The following is a 25,307-nucleotide window of genomic DNA, read 5'->3' on the forward strand; positions in this document are numbered from 1 at the left end:
CGGGCCGGCCGAGTCTATGCGACTTCAGCGCGCGCCGTGCAAGCCCAGCTCGAGGACGAAGCCGGCGAACACGACTAGCCCCACCCAGTGGTTGTGCAGGAACGCGCGGAAACAGGCGTCGCGGTCGCGGCGGCGGGCGATCGCGAATTCGTAGGCGATCAGCACCGCGGCCGCGCCCAGCGCGTACCAGAAGTACGCCCCCAGCTCCGCGCGCCGCCCCACCAGGAACAGCGCATAGACGAACAGCGCGTACAGCACGCCCTGCGCGACCAGGTCCATCTCGCCGAACAGGATCGCCGTCGACTTGCTCCCCATGCGCAGGTCGTCGTCGCGATCGACCATCGCGTACCAGGTGTCGTACGCGGTGGACCACAGGATGTTGGCGACGTAGAGCAGCCACGCCACCGGCGGCACTTCGCCGCGGATCGCGGCGAACGCCATCGGGATGCCCCAGCCGAAGGCCATGCCCAGGTACACCTGCGGCAGATAGGTGTAGCGCTTGAGATACGGATACGTCGCCGCGAGCACCACGCCGACGAAGCTCAGGTACACGGTGAGCCGGTTCATCGTCAGCACCAGCGCGAACGCGACCAGCATCAGCACCGCGAACACCGCCAGCGCCTCGCGTCCGCTTACGGCACCCGTCGCGAGCGGGCGTTGTTTGGTGCGTTCGACATGCGGATCGAGCCAGCGATCGGCGTAGTCGTTGATCACGCAACCGGCGGCGCGCGTCAGCCACACGCCGAGGGTGAACACGATCAGTGTCCACCACGGCGGCACGCCCTTCGCGGCCAGCCACAGCCCCCACCAGGTCGGCCACAACAGCAGCAGCCAGCCGATCGGCCGGTCGCCGCGGACCAGTCGCCAGTACTGGCCCAGTCGCTCGCGCCAGCGCGGCACCGGCGGTGGAATGGGGGCGTAGTCGCGCTCGTAACCCATCTGGTTCGCCACTCTGCGGGGGAAGAGGTGCGCGCGGCATTGCCGCGCCTGCGCATTGTCGCCGATCGCTGCGGGATTCCGGACCGGCGGCCAGCCCGTGCACTATGCCTGCGTCGCGGCCGGGCGTAGGCTAGCCGTGGGGTCCAGGGGGATCGTATGGATATCCACACCAGGGAAGTCCGGATTGGCGTCCAGGGACTGACGCTGGGGATGTACGTCAGTCGGCTCGACCGGCCCTGGCTCGAGACCGCCTTCCTCATGCAGGGCATCAAGATCACGTCGGAGGACGAGATCGCGATGCTGCAGCGCCTGTGCAACCACGTGTGGGTCGACGTGGTGCTGGGCACCTCGCCCAATCCGCGCTTCCTCGCCTTCGACGAACCCGATGCCGTGCGCCAGAGCCGCGCCGCCGCGGAAGTCGATGCGCTGCGCAAGACGCGCTGGGAACCGCAACTCGACGTGCAGGCGGAACTGCGCCAGGCCGAAGCGGTGCACGCCACGCTGGAAGCCTCGATCGAAGAGGTGATGACCGACCTGCACGAAGGCAAGCGTCTGGACCTGGAGCGATTGAAGGACGGCGTCGATGCGATGATCGATTCCATCCTGCGCAATCCCACCGCGTTCGTCTGGCTCAAGGAGATGAAGCGGCGCGACAACTACGCCTACCAGCATGCGATGGGCTGCGCGATCTGGTCGGCGAGCTTCGGCCGCCACCTCGGCCTGGAACGCGCGGAGCTGCAGTTGCTCGCGCTCGCGGGGCTGCTGAGCGACGTCGGCAAGACGCGCCTCCCCGAGGGCCTGCTGCACAAACGCGTGCCGCTGTCGCCGCTGGAAATGGAACAGGCGCGCAAGCACGTCGAGCACGGCCTGGAAATCATCGACGCCACGCCGGGCCTGTCGCCGAAGATCCGCGAGATCGTCGCCACCCACCACGAACGCCATGACGGCAGCGGCTATCCGTGGAACCTGCGTGGCGGCGACATCCCGATCTTCGGCCGCATCATGGGCATCGTCGACAGCTACGACGCGATGACCAGCGCGCGTCCGTACGCGGCCAGCCGCTCGCCGCACCAGGCGGTGAACGAGCTGTACCAGCAACGCGGGACGCTGTTCCAGGCCGAGCTGGTCGAGCAGTTCATCCAGAACTGCGGCATCTATCCGACCGGGTCGCTGGTGGAACTCTCCAACGGCCAGGTGGCCGTGGTCACCGACGTGCACAGCCTCAAGCGCCTGCGGCCGCGCGTGATGCTGCTGCTCGATGCCGACAAGACGCCGCTGCAGCAGTTCCGGGTGCTCGACCTGGGCGAGACCGACCACGACGACAAGGGCCAGCCCCTGAGCGTGAAGGGCGGCCTGCCCAGCGGCGCCTACGGCATCGACCCGGTCGAGTTGTTCCTGCACTGACGCGCACGCGTCGGCCGGCGGATGCGATGGCGATCATCGAGGACGAACTCACCGGCCTGCACAACCGTCGCAGCTTCCTCGCCCTGCTGCGGCGCCACGTCGGCCTGGCCAACGAGCGCAAGAGCAACCTCGCGCTGATCGTGGCCGACATCGACGGCTTCGCCCGGCTCAACGCCACCCACGGCTACGATTTCGGCGACCGCGCCCTGCAGCATGTCGCCACACAACTGCGCGAGATGATCCGCGCGCAGGATTACGCCGCGCGCATCGGCGACAACCGCTTCGCCCTGATCCTGCCGGGCCTGATGAACGCCGGGCACGCGGAACTGGCGGTGCAGAAGTTCTTCCGCCGGCTCGACCTGCCCTTCGACGGCGGCGCCGGTCGCGTGCGGATGACCGCGACGGTCGGCGTGGCCCTGTGCCCGCACCACGCGACGCAGCCCGAATTCCTGCTGAGCCAGGCCGAGAAGGCCCTCGATCTCGCGCGCGGCACCGGGCAGCGCTGGCTGTTCCCGCCCGACGCCAGCGACGACCGCGGCCTGTCCGAATTCTGGGACCTGGAAATCGAACTGGGCGGCGCGGTGCAGCGCGGCGAGACGTTCCTGGTCTACCAGCCGAAGCTGCGGCTGCCGGACCTCGTCACCGTCGGCGCGGAAGCGCTGATGCGCTGGCAGCACCGCTCGCGCGGCCTGGTGTCGCCGGCGCAGTTCATCCCGATCGCCGAACAGACCGGCCAGATCAAGACCATGACGATCTGGGCGCTCAACTCCGCGCTGCGCCACGCGGGCGAATGGAAGCATCCGCACGTGCCCTTCGGCGTCGCGGTGAACGTGCCGGCCGACCTGGTCGGCCAGGATGACCTGCCCGATCTGGTCGAAAACGCGCTGAGCCTGTGGTCGACGCCCGACGTGCAACTGGTGCTGGAAATCACCGAGCGCTCGCTGGTGATGGATCCGCGCCACAGCTTCCGCATCCTGTCGCGCATTCGCGACATGGGCGTGAAGATCTCGATCGACGACTTCGGCACCGGCTATTCCTGCCTGGCCTACTTCAAGGACATCCCCGCGGACGAGCTGAAGATCGACAAGTCGTTCGTGTCGGGATTGCTGATCGACGCGACGTGCGCCGACATCACCTCGCTGATCATCGACCTGGCGCACCGCTTCGGCTTGCATGTCGTCGCCGAGGGCGTCGAGGACGAGGAAACGCTCGAAGCCCTGCGCCAGCGCAATTGCGACGTGGTCCAGGGCCACCTGTTCGCCAAGGCGATGGCCCTGGACGATTTCGCGCAGTGGCTGCGACCGGGACCGAACGGCGCCCTCCGCCCCGGGCCGTCGGGCACCGCCGACGGCCGCAACGCCGACGACCACTGCTAGAATGCGCCCTCGGCCCGATCGCGCGGAGTCAGCGCGCGCCCGGCAACCGGCGATGGCGGCAATCGCCGGCGTCGCCGACAATCACCGCGAAACGCGCCTGTAGCTCAGCCGGATAGAGTAGTGGCTTCCGAAGCCATTGGTCGGGGGTTCGAATCCCTCCAGGCGCGCCAACTTCCTGCAGCGGCGGTTTCCCGCGCATACGACTGCAGCGCGCTTCCCGGCGCACCGCGATGAATTCACAAACGAGAGCGCGGCGCGCTTTGGCACCGTGCACGCGCAGCCTCAGGCACGCGTGCTTTCACTGATGCGTGATGCGGCCGCTTCAGACCCTCTGCGTTCCGCGTTCTGCTGCTGATCATGGCGCTGCCAATCGCGATGCCGGCCGTGTTGTTTTTCATGCGCAGCCTTGCGCGGATTTCCGCGCCGGCACTCATCGTCGCGACGAGAGATTCTTCTCGACGATGGCGATGATGATCAGGACGAAGAAGCACAGCCGGAACAGGAAGTAGATCGGCTCGTCCTCGGTCCTCGCGCCGCGCAGGACGAAGAACGTGCGGTTGAGCGCCTCCAGCAGGAAGGCGCCGGCGAACCACAGGAACAGCCGGTCATGGGCGCTGCGCCAGAAGCGCAGGAACAGCAGGGCGGCGACCGCGGAGGCCATGGCGATCATGCCGAGCAGGAACGATTGCATGTCAGCGGTCCTCCATGATCAGGCCGTAGACCAGGATGCACACCGCCGCCAGCGACAGGCCGTGGCGGACCGGCCACAGGGCGACGCCGCGGAACACCATCGAATCGAGGATGACCACGACGTTCGCCGCGGTCATCAGCCAGAAGCAGATGCTGGCCCACAGCAGCATGCGCGAGCGGGTGCGTCTCGCCCCGATCATCAGCAGCACCGCGCACACCAGCGAGGTGCAGGCGCACAGCGCGTAGACGAACACGATCATTCGTCTCTCCTCAGTACGAAAGCGTTGGCAAAGTTTTCCGCGCGCCGGTCCGCCGACGCGTGGATCAGCTTGGTGACTTCCACGACGTGCCGGCTGTAGAGGCCCGCGAGTTGCTCGACCATCTCTGCCAGGTCGGGATGGGGCGCGTAGCGGATCCCGTCCTGGTCGGCGGCGGCGAATCCACTGCGTTGCAGTTCGCCGACCAGTTGCCGCGCCGTCGGTCCGTTGATGTACAGGCGCGCGGCGAGTTCGTCCGCGGTCCACATCCCCGGCCGCGAACGCAGCAGCAGGATGCCTTCCCAGAACGGCACCGAGACGAGCTTTGCCGAGATGAAGCGCCGGATCGCGGGGGAAATGACGGCTCGCGACATGGGCCGATGGTAGCGTCCCCGCCCGTCAAGGCCGTCTTCGCGGCTTCACGTGCCACGCGACGAAGCACCTGGCGTTGCAGCCCGGCACGGCAATCCGGCACGCGCGACCGGCGCCGGACACATGCAGCTGTCGGACTACGGCACCCGCGCGCAGACCCACGCATCCACGCGCTGGACGCCGGCGCGCCTGAGCGCCTCGGCGGCCGCGAGGACGGTGGTCCCGGTGGTCATGACGTCGTCGACCAGTGCGACGTGGGCCGGCAGCGCGTCCGGGCACCGGACCGCGAACGCGCCGCGCAGGTTGCGCCGGCGCGCCCCGGCGCCGAGCTCGGACTGCGCCGCTGTCGCGCGCGTCCGCCACAGCAGGTCGCCCCGCAGCGGCAGCTCGAGCGCCTGGGCCAGCGGACGCGCCAGTTCCAGCGCCTGGTCGTAGCCGCGACGGCGCAGGCGTGCGCGATGCAACGGCACCGGCACCAGCGCGTGCGGCCGCGGCCACTGGCGCGCCGCATCGGCGACCAGTTGCGAGAGCAGCGCGCCGGCCGCGAGGTCGCGATGGAACTTGAAGCGCGGCAGCAGGCGGTCGAGCGGCGCCGCGTAGACGAAGGCCGCATGGACGCCATCGAGCAGCGGCGCGCGGCCGCGCCGTGCACGCACGGCCCCACGCCGCAGGCATGCCCCGCAGACCCCGGGCGTGGCCAGCGGCAGGGCGCAGTGCGGGCACGCGCAGCGGTTCCACGGCAGGGCGTCGCAGCAGGCGCCGCACAGGTCCAGGCCCTCCAGCCCCGGCGCCTCGCAGACCAGGCAACGGCTGGGCCAGAGCAGGCGGGAGGCGTCGATCCGCAGCCAGTGCCCGAGCCGGCGACGCACGGCTTCGAGAGACGCCCCGACGCCCGGCTCGCCGTCAACCCGATGCGCCTGCGTTTGGTTGACAGTGGTGGTCATGGTTTCCAGACTGCCGGCCCCGGTCTGTCCCGTCTGTCGGAAAACCCCCATGCCTGCCGTCAGTGAATCCCCCGCCGCGCTGCGCCACGACTGGAGCCGCGAGGAAGTCCGCGCCCTGTTCGACCTGCCTTTCCCGGAATTGCTGCACCGGGCGGGCGCGGTCCACCGCGCGCACTTCAACCCGGCCGAAGTCCAGGTCAGCACCCTGCTCTCGATCAAGACCGGCGGCTGCCCCGAGGACTGCGGCTACTGCCCACAGGCCGCGCGCTACCACACCGGCGTGGACGCGACCAAGCTGATGTCCACCGAAGCGGTGCTGGAGAAGGCGAAGCAGGCCAAGGCCGCCGGCGCGAGCCGTTTCTGCATGGGCGCAGCCTGGCGGTCGCCCAAGGACCGCGACATCCCGAAGGTCGCGGAAATGATTTCGCAGGTGAAGGCGCTGGGCCTGGAAACCTGCGCCACGCTGGGCATGTTGTCGGCGGAGCAGGCGCGCGCGCTCAAGGGTGCCGGCCTGGACTACTACAACCACAACCTCGACACCGCGCCGGAGTTCTACGGCGAGATCATCCATACCCGCGAGTACCAGGACCGCCTGGACACGCTCGCGCACGTGCGCGACGTCGGCATGAAGACCTGCTGCGGCGGCATCGTCGGCATGGGCGAGCAGCGCGAACAGCGCGCCGGCCTGCTGCAGACGCTGGCCAACCTGCCCGCCCACCCCGACTCGGTGCCGATCAACCGCCTCGTGCAGGTCGAAGGCACGCCGCTGGCCGGCACCGCGCAGCTGGATCCCTTCGAATTTGTGAGGACGATCGCAGTTGCGCGCATCCTCATGCCCCGTTCGATGGTGCGCCTGTCCGCCGGCCGCGAGACCATGTCCGACGAGCTGCAGGCGCTGTGCTTCCTCGCCGGCGCCAATTCGATCTTCTACGGGGAGAAATTGTTGACGACCGGCAATCCCGACACCGAGCGCGATATGGCATTGTTCGCCCGCCTGGGCCTGAAGCCCATGCCGGTCGTTGAACAGGGGGAGACCGTGCACGCCGACATCCTCGAGCCGGGCCCGCTGGCCCGCGAATCCATTGCCTGCGCGGTGATCTGAGTGGCCCGTGCGTCCTGGCGTGAGCGTATCGCCGCGGCGCGTGCCGAACGCGTCGCCGCATCGCGCGTGCGCGTGCTGCGCGCGGTGACCCACCGCGACGGCGCGAGCGTCGAAGTCGACGGCAGGAAGCTGCTGAACTTCTGCAGCAACGACTACCTGGGTCTGTCCCAGCACTTCGCGGTGATCAACGCCCTGCAGGACGCCGCCTCGCGCGAAGGCGCCGGCGGCACCGCCTCGCACCTGGTGTGCGGCCACCACGTGCTGCACGAAGCGCTGGAGAAGGAACTCGCCGACTGGCTCGGCGCGCCGCGCGCGCTGCTGTTCGGCAGCGGCTTCATGGCCAACCTCGCGGTCGTGCAGTCGCTGCTCGGCGACGACGACGTGTGCGTGCAGGACCGCCTCAATCACGCCAGCCTGATCGACGCCGCGCGCCTGGCCGGCTGCAAGCTGCGGCGTTATCCGCACGGCGATTCCACCGGCGCGCTGCGCCTGATGCGCGAAGCCGGCGACGGCGTGGCGATGCTCGCCACCGACGGCGTCTTCAGCATGGACGGCGACGTCGCGCCGCTGCGCGAACTGGCACTGGCCGCGCGCGTGCAGAAGGCCCTGATGTACGTCGACGACGCGCACGGCGTCGGCGTGATCGGACCGGACGGGCGCGGCAGCCTCGCCGACGCGCAACTCACCACCGAACAGGTGCCGCTGCAGTTGGTGACACTGGGCAAGGCGCTGGGCGGTTACGGTGCGGCGGTAGTCGGCGATGCCGACATCATCGACCACCTCGCGCAGACCGCGCGTCCCTACATCTACACGACGGCGCTGCCGCCGGCGCAGGCCGCGGCGACGCTGGCCGCAGTGAAGCTCGCGCGCAGCGAGGACTGGCGTCGCGGCAAGCTGTACGACCTGATCGCGCATTTCCGCGAAAAGGCCACGCAGGCGGGTCTGGTGCTGCTGCCGTCGGAAACGCCGATCCAGCCGGTGATGTGCGGCAGCGACACGCGCGCCCTGTCGATGTCCGCGACGCTCGAGCAGCGCGGCTACTGGGTCACGGCGATCCGGCCGCCGACCGTGCCCGAAGGCCGCGCGCGCCTGCGCGTCACGCTGTCGGCGCTGCATTCGCACGCCGACGTCGACGGCCTGGTGGATGCGCTTGGTCGGGCGCGCGACAAGGCGGAAGCCGAAGCGCGCGTGGCCGAGATGCTGTCCGCGCCGCGCTGAGGGTCCTCGCCCATGCATATCGAATCGCGCGGGCAGGGCCCCGCGCTCGCCCTCATTCACGGCTGGGCGATGCACGGCGGGCTGTTCGCGCCGCTGGTCGAGCGCCTGCAGGACCGCTACACGCTGCACCTGATCGACCTGCCCGGCCACGGCTTCGCCCGTGAGGACGCCACGCCGCTGGTGCCGGAAGTGCTGGCGGGCGAACTCGTCGCACGCGTACCCGATGCCGCCTGGCTCGGCTGGTCGCTCGGCGGCCAGTTCGCCCTGCGCGCCGCGCTCGACCATCCGCACGCGGTGCGTGGCGTGATCATGGTCGCCTCCTCGCCACGCTTCGTCGTCGGCGAAGACTGGCACCACGGCGTCGGCGCGGCCCTGTTCCGCGATTTCGGCGAAGCGTTGGCGCGCGATTTCCGCGGCACGCTCGATGGCTTCCTCGCGCTGGAAGCGCTGGGTTCCGCACATGCGCAGGAAGAACTGCGCCGGCTGCGCGCGTGCGCGTTCGAACGCGGCGAGCCGGCACCGCGCGCGCTGCTGGAGGGCCTGCAACTGCTCGACCGCCTCGACCTGCGCGACGAATTGCCGATGCTGCGCGTACCCAGCCTGTGGCTGTCGGGACGCCGCGATCGCCTGGTGCCCGCCGGTGCGATGCCGGCCGCGGCGGCGCTCGCGCCGGATGCGCGCAGCGTGGTGATCGCGCAGGCCGGCCATGCGCCGTTCCTCGGCGCGCCCGATGAAGTCGCGCGGGAGATCGCCGCGTTCATGGATTCGCTGTGAGCGCGCCATGTGCTGTTGCCCGTCGTTCCCGCGAAGGCGGAAAACCCAATGAGTTTGCTTTTCCCGAGGCAACCGCAACCGCAAAGGCACTGGATCCCCGCGTTCGCGGGGATGACGATGCGGGCCGGTGCAACCCGGGGTGAAACCATGCGTGCCTGGCCCGACTCCCCCACCCCGCTGAGCCCCCACCCGTGACCGAGCTCTTCGACCATCGCCAGGTCCGCCGCGCCTTCTCGCGCGCCGCGCACCACTACGACGATGCCGCCGCCCTGCAGCGGGAAGTGGGCGCGCGCCTGCTCGACTCGCTCGACTACTTCGACGAACGCGCCCAGCGCGAGGCCGGCGGCGCGACGCCGCGCACGCCGCAGGTGGTGCTCGACGTCGGCTGCGGCCCCGGCCACGCCACCGCGGACATGCAGAAGCGCTGGCCGAAGGCGCAGGTACTCGCGCTGGATCTCGCGTTGCCGATGCTGCACGAGAGCCGCCGCAATGCCGGCGGCTGGCGTCCGTTCAGGCAGCGTCCGCATGCGCTGTGCGCCGACGCGCGCGCGCTGCCGCTCGCCGATGGCAGCGTCGACGTGCTGTTCTCCAACCTGTGCCTGCAATGGATCGAGGACCTGCCGGCGGTGTTCGCCGGCTTCCGTCGCGTGCTCAAGCCCGATGGATTGATGGTGCTGTCGACGTTCGGCCCCGACACGCTGTGGGAACTGCGCGAAGCCTTCGGCCATGCCGACAGCGCGCCGCACGTGAGTCCGTTCGCGTCGATCGCGCAGTTCGGCGATGCGCTGATCGCCGCCGGCTTCCGGGATCCGGTGCTGGACCGCGACGAGTTCCGCCTGCAACACGACACTCTCGGCGACCTGATGCGCGAACTGCGCACGCTGGGCGCCACCAACGCGCTGCGCACGCGCCGGCGCAGCCTGACCGGGCGCGAACGCTTCGCGCGCGCGGCGCAGGCGTACGAGCCTCTGCGAAGCGACGACAAGCTCCCGGCGACGTGGGAAGTGATCATCGCGCATGCCTGGGGCCCGCCGCCCGGCACGCCGATCCGCGTCGGCGGCGTCGATGAAGTCGCCGTGCCCGTGGCGAAGATCCCGATCCGGAGACGCGGGTGACGCGGCCGCAACGCGGAGTCGCCCTGGCGGCGGTGACCATCGCGCTGCTGTCGGCGCTGTTCTTCACCTGCACCTACGTGCTCAACCGCGCCGCGGCAACCGAAGGCGGCCACTGGGCCTGGACCGCGGCGCTGCGCTACCTGCTCACGCTGCCGATCATGCTGCTGGTGATGCCATGGCAGGGCGGCATGCGGCCGGTGTGGCGCGCGATCCGCGCGCATCCACGGCCATGGCTGCTGTGGAGCGGCATCGGCTTCGTCCTGTTCTATGTGCTGCTGAGCTACGCGGCGGCGAGCGGGCCGGCATGGCTCGTGGCCGGCACGTTCCAGCTCACCGTGATCGCGGGGATGCTGTGCGCGCCGTTCCTGTATCGGAACCGGCACGTGCGCGATGCACGCGCGCGCATTCCGCTGCCGGCGCTGCTGGCCGGCGTGGTGGTGGTGGGCGGCGTGTTGCTGATGCAGCTCGGCCACGGCGGCGGCCATCTGGATCGCGACGGCTGGCTCGCGCTCGCCGCGGTTGCGGTCAGCGCCTTCGCCTACCCGCTCGGCAACCGCGGCCTGCTGCTGCATCTGGAACGCGCCGGCGTCGAGCTCAACGCGACCCAGCGCGTGTTCGGCATGACCCTGGCCAGTCAACCGCTGTGGTGGGCCGTTGCCGCGGGCGCCTTCGCCACGACCGGTGCGCCACCCGCGGGTCAGGTGTTGCTGGCGGCGGGCGTCGCGCTCGGCGCCGGCGTCATCGCGACGGTGCTGTTCTTCCAGGCCACCGGCATGGTGCGCAACGAACCGAGCGCGCTCGCCGCGGCCGAGGCCATGCAGGCCGCGGAAATCCTCTTCGCCACGGTGATCGGCGCGCTGTGGCTCGGCGAAGCCTGGCCACACGGGCGCGCGCTGTGGGGCGCGATGGTGGTGATGGCCGGCATCGTCATCTTCAGCATCGTGGCCGCGCGTGCAGCGGCGGGCGATCGCCACGCCACGCAGGAACTGCGCAGCGACCGCGGCGCGTGAACGCGCGTCAGCGCGGCATCACCCGGAAGATGATCCGGCCGCGGTAGGGCGCACCCAGCACCTGCGTGCGTTGCCCGAGTTCAGACAGGCGCTGCTGCAGTTGCGGCCATAGCTCCTGCTTGCAGATCCACACCGTGTCGGGCTCGTGCTCGTCGAGTTCCTGCGCGAGCGTTTCGTCGTAGATCGGGTTGAAGGGCGGTTCCGGTTGCGGATCGAGCGACAGCTTTTCCACTTCCACGTCCAGGTGCAGATGCAGGCCGTAACGCGCCATGTCCTCGACGAAGAGCACCTCGCGCACCGGCGCACCGGCACGCGCGCGGATTTCGCGCGCCCACTGCGAGGCATCCTTGTGCGTCGGCCAGAACGCGGCCACCAGCTTCAACGCCAGCAGGACCGCGACCCACGCGACGAGCCAGACCGTGCGCAACCCGCTCCGCTCCTGCTGACGCTGCGCGGCGATGATCACCGCCAGCGGCAGGAACAGCGGCAGGATGTACAGCGGCAGGCGCGAGCGGGCGATGCAGAACACCAGCAGCGGCAGCAACAGCCACAACGCCGGCAGCAGGCGGGCCGCGTCGTGCTCGCGCTGCGACGGATCGCGCCACGTGCGCACGTGTGCCGGCAGTTCGCGCGCCCAATGCAACAACGCGGGCGTCCACGGCAGCGTGCCCAGCAGCAGGGTCGGCGCGTAGGCGACCAGCCAGCCGTACCACTCGCCGTTGCGACCGAACTCGTTGGTGACGACGCGGTTGACCACTTCGTCGCCGATGAAATAGCGGAACAGTCCGGGATGGTTGGCGATCACCGCCACGTACCACGGCAATGCCAGCAACAGGAACAGCAGCAGGCCCGACCACTGCAGCACCCGGTTGCGTTTGCGCGCCGGCATCAACTGATCGAACACCAGCGCGGCCAGCAGGTGGATCAGCGCCGGCGGTCCCTTCGTCAGGAAGGCGAAGGCGAAAGCCACCCACATCAGTGCGGTCCAGTGCCGGCTGCGCGCGCCGTCGAAGCGGGCCTCGACGAAGGCCCACATCGCCACGCCGGTGCAGGCCGACAGTACGTAGTCGGTGGTGATCATCTGCGCCGCGCCGACCGTCAGCGGCATGGTCGCGTAAGCGATCGCGGCGACGTGCTCGCTGCCGGGCGCGAGACGGCGCGCGATGCGCCAGGCGAGCCACACGCACAGCAGGTAGGCCAGCGCCGACGGCAACCGTGCCGCGAAAGCGTTCTGGCCGAACGCGCCCACGCTGGCAGCGATCGCCCAGTAGGTCAGCGGCGGCTTGGTCCAGTGGCCGACTTCGTCGTTGCGGCGCGGATTCAGCCAGTCGCCGCTGTCGAGCATGTTCAGCGCGACATTGGTGTAGCGGCCTTCGTCCGGATCCCAGATGCCGCGCGTGCCGAGGAAGCCGAGCGCCAGCACGATCGCCATCGCGGCGATCCAGAACGACCTACTGCGCAGCGCAGGAAGACGGGGTGGCATGCAGGCTCATCGGCGGCAAAAGCGACACGGGACGGGACGACTGCAGACGCACGCGCATGCTGCGGGGGAAGCGGGCGGTTTCGCAACCGCGCGCGGTCAGGCCGAGGCGAACAGGCCGGCCAGTGCGTCGAGGTCGACGTTGCCGCCGGACAGGACGATGCCGACGCGCTGGCCGGCGAAGCGCTCGCGGTTGGCGAGGACGACGGCCAGCGCGATCGCGGACGACGGCTCGATCAGCTGCTTGGCGCGTTGCCAGAACAGACGCAGCGCCTGCACGGTCGCGGCGTCGTCGGCCAGCAGCACCTCGACGCGATGCGCGCGCAGCAGGGCGAAGTTCGGCGCGCCCAGCAGGCCGCGCAGACCATCGCAAACGGTATCGGGTGCGAGCTCGAGCACGCGCTCGCCGCGCTGCAGGGAGGCGAACCCGTCGGCCGCACCGGCAGGTTCCGCGCCGAACACGCGCGTCGCCGGCGAGACGGCGGCGGCGGTGATCGCGGTGCCGCTCAGCAGGCCGCCGCCGCCCAGCGGCGTGACGAGCGCATCGAAGCGACCGTCGTGGCCGAGCAGTTCGAGTGCCGCCGTGCCCTGGCCGGCGATCACCCGCGCGTCGGTGTAGGGGTGCACCAGTTCCGCGCCGGTCTGTGCCTGCACCGCGGCGCACGCCGCTTCGCGCGCGGCGATGGTGGGTTCGCAGTGGTGCAATGTGGCGCCGTAGGCGCGGATCGCGGCCATCTTCGCCGCGACCGCGTTGTGCGGCACCACGACATGGCAGGGAATGCCACGCGTGCGTGCCGCCAGCGCCAACGCAGCGCCGTGGTTGCCGGACGAGTGGGTGACCACGCCGCGCGCAGCGGTCGCGTCGGGCAACGACCACACCGCGTTGCAGGCTCCGCGGAACTTGAACGCCCCCGCGCGCTGCAGGTGTTCGGCCTTGAAGTGCAGCTCGCAGCCGGCCAGGGCGTCCAGTGTGCGCGAGCGCAGCACCGGCGTGCTGTGCGCATGCGGCGCGATGCGCGCCGCGGCGGCGAGCACATCGTCGAAGGTGGGCAGCGCTGCCGGTGTGGCAGCCGGATGCGCGAGTGCGCCGAGGTCGGAGGCGGAGTTCATCGCGCAGATGCTAGCGCGATGGCCGTGCTTAACGGTTTCGCCTGCCACGCTGGCGCGCCGGAAGAATTAAGCCCGAGTTCAAAGCATCGGCCGGAAGCTGGCGCACACACCCCGGGGGGTATCCGCCATGATACGCAAACTCCTTCTTCCGGCCGCGCTCGTGGGCCTGCTCGGCGGCTGCGTCAGCGCGGGCTACGGCTATCGCGACGGCTACTACTACGGCCAGCCGAGCGTCGAATACCGCTACTACGACTACGGCGGCTATTACCCCGGCTATTACAACTACGGGTATTACGGGTATCCGTATTACGGCTATCCCTATTACTACCGGCGTCCGCACTACTACTACCGCCCCAACCACCACCACCGCCCTCATCCGCCGGGCTCGAATCCGCCCGGCGACGATCACGACGATGACGACCGGCCGCCGCCCTGGCGCGATCCCGACGGCCGCAAGCGCGAAGTGACGCGGCGCTGGAACGAACACACCGCGCCGCCCGCCACGCCCTTGCCGCCCACGCGCATCACGCCCGCCCCGCCGCGCAGCGAACCGCGCGCCCGGCCGATGCCGCGTCGCACCGAGCAATCGCGTCGCGACCCGCCGCACCGTCGATCGGACAACACCGCGGAGCCGTAATCGCAGGCGCTGTTTCAGGTGACGGTATGCAGCACTCCGTCACAAAACCGCGCCGCCGTACGCTTGCGTTGCCCCGGGAGTGACGGCAAGCTGCAACCACTGACCGGTTGCGTCGCATTTAGACGTTGCAGGCCCAGTCGATGGTGGCAAGCGCCCATGTCGGCGTCCGACGGAGAATCACGGATCCCCCCTGTTCCGCCTTCGTTGGACGCCGGCTCCTCCATCCCGGCGCCGCCCGATCCTTTTCCGACCCCGCTCCGCTGAACCGGCGAAAGCCCGCTTCGCGGCGCCGGCGTATGCGACCCCGGTCACATTCCCGGAGCGCAGACATAAAAAAGGGGCCGAACGTCCCCCGACATTCGACCCCTGTGCTTCCCCCGCGAGCGCTTGGCCAGCCCCTGTTCCAATTCCAGCCGGCGTCTAGCGCCTGCCCCGCAAGGTGCAGGGTTAGTTAAGCAGGATGCGTGCCAACTTTTGGACACCCGCCGACTTGCACCGGGCCGATTCCGGCAAGCGCCTGATTGCTCAAGTAAAATTCCGGCTCCCAGCACCTGCGGCTCGCAACCTTGTCCCACTCCTTCTACCAGTACGACGTGATCGTGGTCGGCGGCGGCCACGCCGGCACCGAGGCGGCCCTCGCGTCGGCACGGGCAGGCGCGCGCACGCTGCTGCTGACGCATTCGGTCGAGACCGTGGGCGCGATGAGCTGCAACCCGGCCATCGGCGGCATCGGCAAGGGCCATCTGGTCAAGGAGATCGACGCGCTGGGCGGGATCATGGCGCGCGCCGCCGACGCCGCCGGCATCCAGTGGCGCCGCCTCAATGCGAGCAAGGGTCCGGCCGTGCGCGCGACGCGCTGCCAGGCGGACCGTTCGCTCTACCGCGCCTTCATCCGCCGCGCGGTCGAGAACCAGCCGGGCCTCACGCTGTTCCAGTCCGCGGTCGACGACATCGTCTTCGACGGCGGCAAGGTGACCGCAGTGGTCACCCAAACCGGGCTGACGTTCGCCGCGCCCGCCGTGGTGCTCACCGCCGGCACCTTCCTCGCCGGCAAGGTCCACGTCGGCCAGACCACCTACGCCGCCGGCCGCGCCGGCGATCCGCCGTCCATCGCGCTCGCGCACAAGCTGCGCGAAGGCCCGTTCGTGGTCGATCGCCTCAAGACCGGCACGCCGCCGCGCATCGACGGGCGCACGCTCGACTACGCGGTGATGGAGGAACAGCCCGGCGACGATCCGCGCCCGGTGATGTCCTTCCTCGGTTCGCACGCCGACCATCCGCGCCAGGTGTCGTGCTGGATCACGCACACCTCCGAGCGCACCCACGAGATCATCCGCGGCGCACTCGACCGCTCGCCGCTGTACACCGGCCAGATCGAAGGCATCGGCCCGCGCTACTGCCCTTCGATCGAGGACAAGGTGGTGCGTTTCGCCGAGAAGGCCTCGCACCAGATTTTCGTCGAGCCCGAAGGCCTCGACGTCGCCGAGATCTATCCCAACGGCATTTCCACGTCGCTGCCGTTCGACGTGCAGCTGGAACTGGTGCGCTCGATCCGCGGCTTCGAGCACGCGCACATCACCCGCGCCGGCTACGCGATCGAGTACGACTTCTTCGATCCGCGCGGACTGAAGTCGACGCTGGAGACCAAGGCCGTCGCCGGCCTGTTCTTCGCCGGCCAGATCAACGGCACCACCGGCTACGAGGAAGCCGCGGCGCAGGGCCTGCTCGCCGGCGTCAATGCCGCGCGTTACGTGCAGGGCCGCGAAGGCTGGAGTCCGCGCCGCGACGAGGCCTACATCGGCGTGCTCGTCGACGACCTGATCACGCATGGCACCTCCGAGCCGTACCGCATGTTCACCTCGCGCGCCGAGTACCGCCTGCAGCTGCGCGAGGACAACGCCGACCTGCGCCTGACACCGGTGGGTCGCGAGCTCGGCCTGGTCGACGACGTGCGCTGGGCCGCGTTCGACGCCAAGCGCGAAGCGGTCGAACGCGAGAACGCGCGCCTGTCCGCCATCTGGGCGGCGCCGAACAACGCGCTGGGCCGCGAGATCGAAACCACGCTCGGCTTCGCGATCACCCGCGAAACCAGCGCGCGCGACCTGATCAAGCGCCCCGAACTCGACTACGCGAAGCTGATGGCGGTGCCGTCGCTGGGCCCCGGCGTGGACGACGCCGCAGTGGCCGAGCAGGTCGAGATCGGCGTGAAGTATTCCGGCTACCTCGACCGCCAGCGCGAGGAAATCGAACGCCAGCAGCGGCACGAGAGCACGGCGATTCCGGCTGGCTTCGATTACGCCGCCGTGCGCGGCCTGTCGGCGGAAGTCACGCAGAAACTGCAGCGCGTGCAGCCGCAGACCATCGGCCAGGCGCAGCGGATTCCCGGCATGACGCCGGCGGCGATTTCGCTGCTGCTGGTGCATCTCACGCGGCAGCGGCGCGAACGCGTGGCTTGAAGCCCCTCTCCCACCGGGAAAGGGGGGTGAGGAGCGCTTGCGCGCCACTGGCGCGCGCTCCGACGAACGCCCTTCTGCTATGCCGATGGGCTGCCGGCATGAGTGCGGAGCGATAAATCTGCTGCACGATTCGGTCACCGAAGCCGCGATCGGATCCGGCAATCGCTCCGCCGAACCCTCATCCGGCGCTTCGCGCCACCTTCTCCCGATGGGAGAAGGGAATAAAGCCCCTCCCTCCGGGACAGGGGTTGGGGAGAGGGCTGGCGAAGCGAAATTGCTGAAAACTCGCGAACACAAATCGGGACCCCAAGCTGTCCCGCCATCGCACTCTCGCTCCGTCCCCCCTCATCCGGCGCTTCGCGCCACCTTCTCCCGATGGGAGAAGGGAATAAAGCCCCTCTCCCTCCGGGAGAGGGGTTGGGGAGAGGGCTGGCGAAGCGAAATTGCTGAAAACTCGCGAACCCAAATCGGGACCCCAAGCTGTCCCGCCATCGCACAACCTCGCTCCGTTCCCCCTCATGCCGCGCTTCGCGCCATCCCCCGATCAAAAGCACCTCCGGGCCAGGCTCTTCTCCCGAAGGGACAAGGAGCTCAAACCGCGCCCGGACGTTAGTCTTCGCCAATGAAGATCGTGCCCGCCCTGCTCGCCATCCTCCTCCTCGCCGCCTGCAATCGCGAGGCTCCGCCCGCCGAGTCGCCTGCTGCATCGCATGCAGCGACGCCTGCAGCCGCGTCGATATCCGCAAACTTCCAACTCCAGCCTTGGTCGCTCGCCGTCGACACCGCGGCCGCGCAGCCGGATCTATTCGCACTGCCCGACGGACGCCTGCTGCTCTCGTGGGTCGAGCCCCGCGAACACGGCCACACACTGAAATTCGCCGCGTTCGAACATGGCCGCTGGAGCGCCCCGCGCGAAATCGCCCACGGCGCCGACTGGTTCGTGAACTGGGCCGACACGCCGCACCTCGCCGCGACGCCCGACGGTGCGCTGTGGGCGCACTGGCTGCAGAAGTCCGCAACCTCGACGTATGCCTATGACGTCGTGCTGGTGCGCTCCGGCGACGGCGGCGCGACGTGGTCGAAGCCGGTGCGCGTCAACGACGACGGCAAGGCAGCCGAGCACGGCTTCGTGTCGCTGTGGCCGGCCTCGCGCGATGCGCTGGGCGTGGCGTGGCTCGACGGTCGCGATGCCGCTTCCGGCGAACACGCGGGACACGACGGCCACGACAGTGGCGCAATGACCCTGCGCACCGCCACGTTCGATGCGCAGTTGCAACGCCACGACGAGGCGCGCCTCGACGCGATGACCTGCGATTGCTGCCAGACCGATGTCGCCCTGGGCGCGCGCGGCCCGCTGCTGGTGTACCGCGATCGCACGCCGGAGGAAATCCGCGACATCGCCATCACGCGACTGGAGCGCGGCGCGTGGACGCCGGCGCATACGGTCCACGACGATCGCTGGACGATGCCCGCGTGCCCGGTCAACGGGCCGTCGGTCGCGGCGCGCGGCGACGCGGTGCTGGTCGGCTGGTACACCGCCGCCGGCAACACGCCGACGCTGAAGCTCGCGCGTTCCGCCGATGCGGGCAACCGTTTCGGCGCACCGGTGGTGGTGGATTCGGGCGAAGCCGTGCAGGGCCGCATCGACGTGGCCTTCGACGGCGAGACCGCCTGGGCGCTGTGGGTGCGCGAAGGCCGCGACGGCCAGTCGCTGCAACTCGCGCGCTACGCGCCGGACCTGTCGCGCGAACTGCAGCGCATCGAGGTGGCGAAGCTGCAGGGCCGTGGCCGTGGCACCGGCTTTCCGCAACTTGCATTGCACGAAGGCAAGGCGTTCGTCACGTGGACGGACATCGCCGACGGCAAACCGCTGCTGCTTGGAGCAGTGCTGGCGCGCTAAGTGCACAGAGCCCCTCTCCCACCGGGAGAGGGGTTGGGGTGAGGGTCGGCGAAGCGAGCTTGCTAAAACTCGCGAACACAAAAGGGACCTAAGGCTGTCCCCTACTACACTGCTTCGCTTCCCCTCATCCGGCGCTTCGCGCCACCATCTCCCGAAGGGAGAAGGGTTGGGGTGAGGGGCGGCGAAGCGCCGCACCTTCAGATCGCGGAAAAAAGCAGCGGCGCGGCACGCAACTGTTCCAACCTACTTCTCCTTGCGCCAGTTGACCGACGCACGGTTCTCCACCGTGCTCGATTCGATCTGGATGTCGAAGCCCTTGCGCAGCAGATACTTCAGCGTCAGCACCTGGCCGGTGCCGAGCAGCGACACGCCGTAGCCGACGTACAGCCGCGGCGAGAGGAACTTGCCGACGCCGAGCACGCTGCCGCCGAGCGCGCGGCTTTCCATCACGCCGGCATCGTCGAGACCGATCTTCGCCCCCAACTGCGAGGCGAGCATGCTGCCGCCCGCCGACAGCGCCGCGTTGGCGGCATTGAGCTGGCGGCTTTCGTCGCTGCTCGCGCTCGACAGCGGCCGGCCCAGCGCCAGGTAGGACAGCGCCTCGGATTGCGAACTGGCCGGATTGCTCCACACCTTCGCCTGCGGCGATGACGCTCGGCCGGTGACGTCGATGCCGGCGGTGACCTCGCCGACTTCGCGTTCGGCGCGGATGTTGAGGATCGGATCGGCGACCGGGCCGTTCGACCACACCAGTTCGCCGCGGGTGATCTGCAGCTTCTGTCCGTATGCGGTGTAGCGGCCGTCGACGTCGAGCCGGCCCGACGCCGTCATCTCGCGGCCGGGGCGCGCCCGCGCGCGCAACTGGCCACGCAGGGTGCCTTCGAGGCCGAAGCCGGTGAGCTTCACGTCGTCGCCCAGCGCGAGGGTGAGGTCCATGTCGAGCGGCGATTCGCCGGTGTCCTTGGGATCGACCGGATCGAGCACGACCACGTCGGGCGAGGCGGACACGCCTTCGTCCAGGCGCTCCAGATCGATGTTGGCCGAGGGCACGGTGACCGTACCGGTGACCTGCAGCGGCTGGCGTGCGGCGTAGCGCACCTGCACGTCGGGATTGGCGACCGCACGCAGGTCGCGCGTGTCGGACAACAGCACGTCGTCGCCCTTCAGCGACAGCACCAGCGGGGTGTCATCGCCCTGCCAGCCCAGCGTGCCGTCGACGTGGAGCGTGCCTTCGCCGGAGCGCACGCTGCCGGCGATGCGCGCGCTGCCGTCGGGGCGCGCATCCAGGCGCACGTCGCCATCGTGCAGCTGGATCGCGAGCGCCGGCACCTCGGTGCTGAAGTCGGTGAGCCGCGCATTGCCGCCGAGCAGCGGCTGCGCGCGCGTGCCGCCAAGGGTGACGCGGCCTTCGAGCTTGCCGGTGGGCTCGACGATGTCGGGCGAGAACAGCTCCATCCAGGTGAGTTCGTCGGTGTCGATGCCGACCTCGCCCGACAGCGGCGCGTATGCGTCCCAGCCGGTGGCGATGCGCGCATCGACGTGGCCGTCGTCGTTGAGGGTGCTGCGCAGCTGCGCCGACAGACGTTGCGGATCGAAAGTCGCCGTCAGGTCGAGTGCGCCGTAGCGCAGCACTTCGCTGCGCGAGCGTTCGCTGAATTTCATGCCGCCGCTCGCCGAGGTGACATGCGCGCTGCCGCGCCAGCCGTTGCCGAGCGGACGCAGCTGCGCGGTGAGCGCGATGTCGCCGCGCACGATCCACGGCCGGCGATCGCCGCGTTCGGGCAGATACGGCACGAGCAGACTCAGCGGCAGGGCGTCGCCGCGCACGTCGAGTCCGCGGCGCGGCCAGTCGGCGTTCGCGCACAGCGAACCGCCGCCGCTGGAGGCCAAGCACGCGTTCGACAAGGCGCCGCTGCGCCCGTCCCAGCGGAACGGCGCGGCCTGCTGCAGTTGCCATTGCGCGCCCTTCACCGGCACCAGCTGCAGCGAAGCCAGCGCGCCCTGCCAGGTATTGCCACGCCTGGCGACGTGACCGCTCAACGCGAGCGCGCCGATGTCGCCCTGCGCGTCGGCCTGCAGCTGCAGGTTCTCGACCGCGCCGCGCGCGTCCAGCGTGAGCGATGCCAGCGGCGTGCCGACGTCGAGGCCAGTGGCGCGCACTGCGAGCGTTCCGTTGCCGCCGCGCCACGGCAGCCGTCCGTGCGCGCTGAGCGTGTCGGCGCGGTAGCCGGCGTAGCTGAGGCCACTGCCGGTCAGGTCGGCGTCGATGTCCGGCGCGTTGCGCGCGCCGCCGAGTTTCAACGTGCCCTGCAACGTGCCCGCGCCGTCGGGCAGCAGGTCGTTCAGTTGCAGCGGTGCGAACTTCGCGTCGATGTCGAGCGTCGTCGCCACCTTGCCCTTCGCCTCGACACGACTGCCGCCGAGCGCGAGGGCGACGTCGCCTTCGTAACTGTCCTGCCCGGCCGGCGTCGCCGCACCGCGCATCAGGAAGCGGCCCCGTCCCTGCAGCGGACGACCGCGCAGGCGGCCGTCGAGTTGCGGCGCGTCGACGGCGACGTCGAGGCCGCCGTCGTCGCGCGTCGTGCCCTGCGTGGTGAAGCGACCGCGCAGCGCACCCGGCCATGCCGGCGCGAAATAGCCCGGATCGAAACCGGCGAGCGTCGCGGCGATGTTCCAGCCCAGCGCCGGCTTCCACGCCACCTCGCCCGTCGCGTCCAGTGCGCCGCTGGGCATCTGCGCATGCAGGCGCTTGAGCTGCAGGTGCGCCTCGTTGCCGCGCCCGTCGAAGCGCACCTGCGCGCGTTCGCCATCGCGGGTGAGCGTGGCCTCGCCGATCGCGGCCCAGTCCTGCAGCGTGCCGGCGAGGCCGAGGTCGGCGTCGGCCTCGATCAGGGGCGTGTCGTGCGCGGCCTGCGCGGGCGATTTCGGCGTGGTGGTCGCGCCACCCCACTTCAGGCCGCGCGCATTCACCGCGAAGCGCAGCGTCGCGTGCTCCGGATCGTTGAAGTCGGCGCGGCCGCGCAGCACGGCGGTGCCGTCGAACACGCGCAGGGACAGCGGCTTGGCTTCGAGAACCTGGTTCTCCAGGCGCAGCTGCGACGGCAACACGATGGCGGTGAAGCCGCCACCCCGTGCGTCGCGTTGCGCGAATTCGCCGCGCAGGTTCATCTCGCCGCCGACACCGTCCGCGTCGAAACGCAGTGTCATCGGCGTGCCGGAGGGCTTGCCCTGGGTCAGCAGCGCGAGGTCGAGCGCATCGGATTGCGCGTGCAGGCGCCAGCGCGGTTGCGCCTTGCCCTGCAGGGTCAGTGTGGCCCGCGTGGGGCCCGGCACGCGCCCGGCGACGGCGACGTCCATGCGCGACAGATCGCCGCGTGCGATCAGGCCCAGGCGCGGCGCGGTGGTGCCGGTCTGCGCCGGCAACACGGCCGTGGCGACGAGGTCCATGCGGTAGTCGTCGCGCGGGGCGTAATCGCCTTGCACGGTGAAGCGGCCGCGATCGGTATCGGCGTCGAGCCGCTCGACATGCAGGCGACCGCTGCTCGCGTCGAGGCCACCGCGCACGCGGCGCACGTCGATCAGCAGGCGGCGTTCCTGCGTCACCGTCAGTCCGTCGATACGCACGTCGTCGGCCTGCAGCGCGAGCGGCGGGTTGATCGCCGGCAACGATTCGGGCCAGCGCGGCAATTCGAACGGCTCATCGCTCTTGGGAATCTCCAGCGTCGCGCCTTCCAGCTGCAGCGCGTCCAGGCGCAGACGGCGACCGAGCAGCGGGCGCAGCGCGGGATCGAGGGTCACGCGCCGCGCGGCGAATTCGAGCACGCGCGGATGCGCGGGATCGCGCTTCCCGTCCTTGTCGGCCAGGACGTAGCGGAAGCGCACGCCGTGCAGCACCAGCGGTCCTGAGGCCGGTCCTTCGGCGCGCTGCCACGACAGCCGCGCTTCGGCCGGCAACCGCTGCTGGATCTGCGCCAGCAGCACGTCGCGCCCGCCGACGGTGCCCAGCAGCCAGTACAGCAGCGCTGCCAGCCCCAGCGTCAGCGCGCCGGCGACGATGCTGCCGCGGATCGCGAGCCAGCGCAGGCGCGCGCGTCGCTTCGCGCGCAGTTCGGCGATGCGTACGTCGTGCGCGTCGCGCTCTGCGGGAGTCATCGCGGGCCGCTTCGTCGCCATCACAGGTCCGCGCCGATGTTGAGGTAGATCTCGTACTGCGAATCCGGGTCGTACAGGCCGTGGGCGATGTCCAGGCGCACCGGGCCCACCGGCGAGCGCCAGCGCACGCCGAAACCGACACCGGTGTGGAAGTCGGGCCGGTCGTCGTCGAAGGCATCGCCGCTGTCGACGAAGGCCGCCGCGCCCCAGCTCTCGTTGAAGTAATGCTCGAACTCGACCGAACCGGTCAGCACGTTCTTCGCGCCCAGCGCGAACTTCTTGCCGTCGCCGGTGACCAGCGTCGGCCCGACTTCGCGAAAGGCGTAGCCGCGGATGCTGCGATCGCCGCCGGCGAAGAAGCGCAGGCTCGGCGGCATGTCGACCAGGCCGTTGGTGAAGGTGTAGCCGGCTTCGCCACGCAGGATCAGGCGGTTGCGTTCGCCCATGCCCTGGTACCAGCGCGCCGTGCCCCAGGCCTGCAGGAAGCTCGCGTCCGACCCCAGCCCGCTGAGGCCGCCGCGCAGTTCGACGGTGAGGCCGAACGCGTCGCGCGGGAACAGGCGGTTGTCGGCATCGATGTATTCGCCGCGCAGCGACGGATACAGGAAGGTCGCGTAGTTGTAGGCGACCTCGCCGCCGCCGTTGTCGTCGGTGACATACGCCCAGCGTTCGCGCAGGCCGTGCAGCGACGCGACCGCGTTGAGCCGGTCGTTGACCTGACCGCTGCGGCTGCCGACCAGTTCGATCTTGCGCGTGTCGATGTAGTCGGTCTGCTCGTCGTAGAACTGCGTGCTGACCGTGTACCAGCCGTCGAGCCAGGCGAAGGCGGGAATGCGGTACTGCACCGTCGCGGTCTTGCGCTTTTCCGCCCAGTCGATCTGGCTCAGCAGCTTGTGGCCGCGATCGTTGAGGTAACGGCGCTCGATGCCGAAGCGCACGCCGGCACCGCTGTCGGTGCCGTAGCTGAGGCCGGCGGTGTAGATGCTGCGCTTGGCCGGCGTGAGCGTCACTTCCACCGGCACTTCGCCATCGACGGCGTTCTCCGGCTGCGGCTGGATGTCGATGCCGGCGAAATAATCGAGCCGCGCCAGCGAGTCGCGGAAGGCGTCGAGCTTGCCCTGGTGGTAGTAGCTGCCTTCGTCCCAGTAGATCAGCTTCTCGATCAGGCTGTCGCGGATGATGTGTTTCGGCGTCTGCACGATGTGCATCGGGCCCATGTCGTAGCGGTCGCCGCTGGTCCACACCAGGTCGATGTCGGCCGCGTGCTCGGCGCGCGTCACCGCGACCTGACGCGTGGCGAAGTCGGCATCGAAATAGCCGCGCTCGGCCAGGCGGCGGGTGATGCGGGTCTTGCTCGCTTCGTACAGCGCGTGGTCGAAGACATCGCCGGACTGCGGACGGAACTCGCCGAGGTCCGCCCGCAGGTACTTGTCGTCGCCGCCTTCGCCTTCGATGGCGATATGGGAGCGGCGCACGGTGACCGGCTCGCCGAGCTCGACGGTGATGGTGACGGTGACGGGCGAGGTGTTCGTGCGGCGTTCGCCGGGCGGGGGCGTTTCGCTGGCGGCGGTCGCGGCAGGCGCAGTGGCGCCGGGCTCGGCGACGGAAGCGGTCGGTGGATTCGTCGGAGTGCTTGCGGCGGCGGTAGGGGCAGCGGGCGGTGCCGCGGGCGCCGTCGTTTCACCGACCACCGTGGTCACGCCGTCGCGCGTGCGTTCGACGGTGATGCGCGGCGAGTAGTAGCCGAACGGTTCCAGCGCCTCGCGCGTTTCGCTCTCGGCCTCGCGCAGCAGGTAGGCCAGGCGGCGGCCGGAGATGTCCTGGCCGATCGCATCGACCAGCGACAGCGACACGCGCACGTTCAGCGCCATCGCCTCATCGAGCCCGCGCACGTCGACCGCGGCCACCGTCGCGGCGCGCGCACCGCCGGCGGCGAGCGTGCACAGGAAGCCGGCGATGAGCAGTCGGGGGAGACGGGGCATCGGGCGAGGATACCGGCCGCGGATCAAAAGGGAATTAACGGAGCGGGAAGTGTGCGGGGCCTGTCACGTGGCGGATCGCGCGATGTGCATGGGGTCGGGTCGCGGACATGTGCGAGGTCGGGTTCGGACGCGCGCGAGGTCAGGTTTGCGGACTTCTGCGAGGTCTGGCTTACGGACGCATGCCAGGTCGGATTTGCGTCAGGCTTGCGGACGTATGCGAGGTCAGCCTGTGAACGTGTGCGCGGTCAGGCTTGTGGCTGCATGCGGCCGTCCGGCACCCGGCAATCTCGTCATCCCAGCGCAAGCTGGGATCCATTTTGATCTTGCTGTCCACGTTGCCGCTGACGGAGCGAAGAACAGCACAATGGATCCCAGCTTGCGCTGGGATG

19 protein-coding genes and 1 tRNA gene are annotated in these 25,307 nt (G+C 69.9%); 11 read left to right on the plus strand and 9 right to left on the minus strand.

Translation table 11 applies throughout. The features are described 5' to 3' along the window. Nucleotides 1–24: 24 nt before the first annotated feature. Nucleotides 25–939: a 4-hydroxybenzoate octaprenyltransferase gene (gene ubiA, locus ACFPN1_RS13970; protein ID WP_386755753.1), complete on the minus strand. Its 915-nt coding sequence runs from the start codon at nt 937–939 to the stop codon at nt 25–27. 156 nt (nt 940–1,095) lie between these two features. Between ubiA and ACFPN1_RS13975 the strand changes: the two genes are divergently transcribed. The 3 genes from ACFPN1_RS13975 to ACFPN1_RS13985 all read left to right on the plus strand — a co-directional run bounded on the left by ACFPN1_RS13975 (nt 1,096) and on the right by ACFPN1_RS13985 (nt 3,889). After that, nucleotides 1,096–2,343 carry an HD-GYP domain-containing protein gene (locus tag ACFPN1_RS13975; RefSeq protein ID WP_386755754.1) on the plus strand — a complete coding sequence of 416 codons (1,248 nt, stop codon included), beginning with the start codon at nt 1,096–1,098 and terminating at the stop codon, nt 2,341–2,343. Nucleotides 2,344–2,369: 26 nt separating this feature from the next. Continuing rightward, nucleotides 2,370–3,719 (plus strand): putative bifunctional diguanylate cyclase/phosphodiesterase, encoded by a 1,350-nt coding sequence (locus ACFPN1_RS13980; RefSeq protein WP_386755755.1) that lies wholly within the window; start codon nt 2,370–2,372, stop codon nt 3,717–3,719. 93 nt (nt 3,720–3,812) lie between these two features. Then, a tRNA-Arg gene (locus ACFPN1_RS13985) sits at nt 3,813–3,889 on the plus strand. A gap of 260 nt (nt 3,890–4,149) precedes the next feature. On the opposite strand, the gene ACFPN1_RS13990 is transcribed toward ACFPN1_RS13985, so the two are convergent. The 4 genes from ACFPN1_RS13990 to ACFPN1_RS14005 all read right to left on the minus strand — a co-directional run bounded on the left by ACFPN1_RS13990 (nt 4,150) and on the right by ACFPN1_RS14005 (nt 5,982). Further along, the gene (locus ACFPN1_RS13990) at nt 4,150–4,410 is read right to left on the minus strand and encodes a DUF5985 family protein (RefSeq protein WP_386755756.1); all 261 of its coding nucleotides are present in this window, start codon (nt 4,408–4,410) and stop codon (nt 4,150–4,152) included. Nucleotide 4,411: 1 nt separating this feature from the next. After that, entirely contained in the window at nt 4,412–4,669 is a 258-nt protein-coding gene (locus tag ACFPN1_RS13995) for a DUF5985 family protein (RefSeq protein ID WP_386755757.1), read from the minus strand. Next, nucleotides 4,666–5,040, minus strand: a complete 375-nt coding sequence (locus ACFPN1_RS14000) for a hypothetical protein (protein ID WP_386755758.1) — start codon at nt 5,038–5,040, stop codon at nt 4,666–4,668. Before ACFPN1_RS14000 ends, ACFPN1_RS13995 begins: the two co-directional genes overlap by 4 nt. A gap of 135 nt (nt 5,041–5,175) precedes the next feature. After that, a complete protein-coding gene (locus tag ACFPN1_RS14005) occupies nt 5,176–5,982 on the minus strand; it encodes a ComF family protein (protein WP_386755759.1) in 807 nt (268 codons plus the stop codon). A gap of 49 nt (nt 5,983–6,031) precedes the next feature. Between ACFPN1_RS14005 and bioB the strand changes: the two genes are divergently transcribed. The 5 genes from bioB to ACFPN1_RS14030 all read left to right on the plus strand — a co-directional run bounded on the left by bioB (nt 6,032) and on the right by ACFPN1_RS14030 (nt 11,201). After that, nucleotides 6,032–7,084 carry a biotin synthase BioB gene (gene bioB / locus ACFPN1_RS14010; RefSeq protein WP_386755761.1) on the plus strand — a complete coding sequence of 351 codons (1,053 nt, stop codon included), beginning with the start codon at nt 6,032–6,034 and terminating at the stop codon, nt 7,082–7,084. Beyond that, nucleotides 7,085–8,302, plus strand: a complete 1,218-nt coding sequence (gene bioF, locus ACFPN1_RS14015) for an 8-amino-7-oxononanoate synthase (RefSeq protein WP_386755762.1) — start codon at nt 7,085–7,087, stop codon at nt 8,300–8,302. A gap of 12 nt (nt 8,303–8,314) precedes the next feature. After that, on the plus strand, nt 8,315–9,076 hold the full coding sequence (bioH, locus tag ACFPN1_RS14020) for a pimeloyl-ACP methyl ester esterase BioH (RefSeq protein ID WP_386755763.1): 762 nt from the start codon (nt 8,315–8,317) through the stop codon (nt 9,074–9,076). 191 nt (nt 9,077–9,267) lie between these two features. Then, entirely contained in the window at nt 9,268–10,191 is a 924-nt protein-coding gene (gene bioC, locus ACFPN1_RS14025) for a malonyl-ACP O-methyltransferase BioC (RefSeq protein ID WP_386755764.1), read from the plus strand. Beyond that, a complete protein-coding gene (locus ACFPN1_RS14030; protein WP_386755765.1) occupies nt 10,188–11,201 on the plus strand; it encodes a multidrug resistance efflux transporter family protein in 1,014 nt (337 codons plus the stop codon). The genes bioC and ACFPN1_RS14030 overlap by 4 nt, the downstream gene beginning before the upstream one ends. 7 nt (nt 11,202–11,208) lie before the next feature. Here the strand turns inward: ACFPN1_RS14030 and ACFPN1_RS14035 are convergent, their stop codons facing one another. Both ACFPN1_RS14035 and ACFPN1_RS14040 read right to left on the minus strand, forming a co-directional pair. Continuing rightward, on the minus strand, nt 11,209–12,684 hold the full coding sequence (locus ACFPN1_RS14035) for an ArnT family glycosyltransferase (RefSeq protein ID WP_386755766.1): 1,476 nt from the start codon (nt 12,682–12,684) through the stop codon (nt 11,209–11,211). A 96-nt stretch (nt 12,685–12,780) separates the two neighbouring features. Further along, nucleotides 12,781–13,791 (minus strand): pyridoxal-phosphate dependent enzyme, encoded by a 1,011-nt coding sequence (locus ACFPN1_RS14040; RefSeq protein WP_386755767.1) that lies wholly within the window; start codon nt 13,789–13,791, stop codon nt 12,781–12,783. Nucleotides 13,792–13,918: 127 nt separating this feature from the next. On the opposite strand from ACFPN1_RS14040, the gene ACFPN1_RS14045 reads away from it, so the two are divergent. The 3 genes from ACFPN1_RS14045 to ACFPN1_RS14055 all read left to right on the plus strand — a co-directional run bounded on the left by ACFPN1_RS14045 (nt 13,919) and on the right by ACFPN1_RS14055 (nt 18,784). After that, on the plus strand, nt 13,919–14,428 hold the full coding sequence (locus tag ACFPN1_RS14045) for a hypothetical protein (RefSeq protein ID WP_386755768.1): 510 nt from the start codon (nt 13,919–13,921) through the stop codon (nt 14,426–14,428). Between the two features lie 566 nt (nt 14,429–14,994). After that, complete coding sequence (gene mnmG / locus ACFPN1_RS14050; protein ID WP_386755769.1) at nt 14,995–16,884, plus strand: tRNA uridine-5-carboxymethylaminomethyl(34) synthesis enzyme MnmG; 1,890 nt, start codon at nt 14,995–14,997, stop codon at nt 16,882–16,884. Between the two features lie 622 nt (nt 16,885–17,506). Continuing rightward, a complete protein-coding gene (locus tag ACFPN1_RS14055; RefSeq protein WP_386755770.1) occupies nt 17,507–18,784 on the plus strand; it encodes a sialidase family protein in 1,278 nt (425 codons plus the stop codon). Between the two features lie 243 nt (nt 18,785–19,027). Here the strand turns inward: ACFPN1_RS14055 and ACFPN1_RS14060 are convergent, their stop codons facing one another. Both ACFPN1_RS14060 and ACFPN1_RS14065 read right to left on the minus strand, forming a co-directional pair. Further along, nucleotides 19,028–22,936, minus strand: a complete 3,909-nt coding sequence (locus ACFPN1_RS14060; protein WP_386755771.1) for a translocation/assembly module TamB domain-containing protein — start codon at nt 22,934–22,936, stop codon at nt 19,028–19,030. 20 nt (nt 22,937–22,956) lie between these two features. Next, nucleotides 22,957–24,807, minus strand: a complete 1,851-nt coding sequence (locus tag ACFPN1_RS14065) for an autotransporter assembly complex protein TamA (protein ID WP_465262154.1) — start codon at nt 24,805–24,807, stop codon at nt 22,957–22,959. Nucleotides 24,808–25,307: the final 500 nt, after the last annotated feature.

Source organism: Lysobacter yangpyeongensis, from assembly GCF_042655745.1.
GTDB classification, from domain to species: Bacteria; Pseudomonadota; Gammaproteobacteria; order Xanthomonadales; family Xanthomonadaceae; genus Agrilutibacter; species Agrilutibacter yangpyeongensis.

What these genes read in the sequence shown, in the direction of transcription:
- ACFPN1_RS14055 (WP_386755770.1), top strand. Translation starts at nt 17,507, where the DNA reads ATGAAGATCGTGCCCGCCCTGCTCGCCATCCTCCTCCTCGCCGCCTGC.
- ACFPN1_RS14000 (WP_386755758.1), bottom strand. Translation starts at nt 5,040, where the DNA reads ATGTCGCGAGCCGTCATTTCCCCCGCGATCCGGCGCTTCATCTCGGCA.
- bioH (WP_386755763.1), top strand. Translation starts at nt 8,315, where the DNA reads ATGCATATCGAATCGCGCGGGCAGGGCCCCGCGCTCGCCCTCATTCAC.
- bioB (WP_386755761.1), top strand. Translation starts at nt 6,032, where the DNA reads ATGCCTGCCGTCAGTGAATCCCCCGCCGCGCTGCGCCACGACTGGAGC.
- ACFPN1_RS14005 (WP_386755759.1), bottom strand. Translation starts at nt 5,982, where the DNA reads ATGACCACCACTGTCAACCAAACGCAGGCGCATCGGGTTGACGGCGAG.
- ACFPN1_RS14035 (WP_386755766.1), bottom strand. Translation starts at nt 12,684, where the DNA reads ATGCCACCCCGTCTTCCTGCGCTGCGCAGTAGGTCGTTCTGGATCGCC.
- ubiA (WP_386755753.1), bottom strand. Translation starts at nt 939, where the DNA reads ATGGGTTACGAGCGCGACTACGCCCCCATTCCACCGCCGGTGCCGCGC.
- ACFPN1_RS13980 (WP_386755755.1), top strand. Translation starts at nt 2,370, where the DNA reads ATGGCGATCATCGAGGACGAACTCACCGGCCTGCACAACCGTCGCAGC.
- ACFPN1_RS14045 (WP_386755768.1), top strand. Translation starts at nt 13,919, where the DNA reads ATGATACGCAAACTCCTTCTTCCGGCCGCGCTCGTGGGCCTGCTCGGC.
- ACFPN1_RS14060 (WP_386755771.1), bottom strand. Translation starts at nt 22,936, where the DNA reads ATGACTCCCGCAGAGCGCGACGCGCACGACGTACGCATCGCCGAACTG.
- ACFPN1_RS13990 (WP_386755756.1), bottom strand. Translation starts at nt 4,410, where the DNA reads ATGCAATCGTTCCTGCTCGGCATGATCGCCATGGCCTCCGCGGTCGCC.
- ACFPN1_RS13995 (WP_386755757.1), bottom strand. Translation starts at nt 4,669, where the DNA reads ATGATCGTGTTCGTCTACGCGCTGTGCGCCTGCACCTCGCTGGTGTGC.
- ACFPN1_RS13975 (WP_386755754.1), top strand. Translation starts at nt 1,096, where the DNA reads ATGGATATCCACACCAGGGAAGTCCGGATTGGCGTCCAGGGACTGACG.
- ACFPN1_RS14065 (WP_465262154.1), bottom strand. Translation starts at nt 24,807, where the DNA reads ATGGCGCTGAACGTGCGCGTGTCGCTGTCGCTGGTCGATGCGATCGGC.
- ACFPN1_RS14040 (WP_386755767.1), bottom strand. Translation starts at nt 13,791, where the DNA reads ATGAACTCCGCCTCCGACCTCGGCGCACTCGCGCATCCGGCTGCCACA.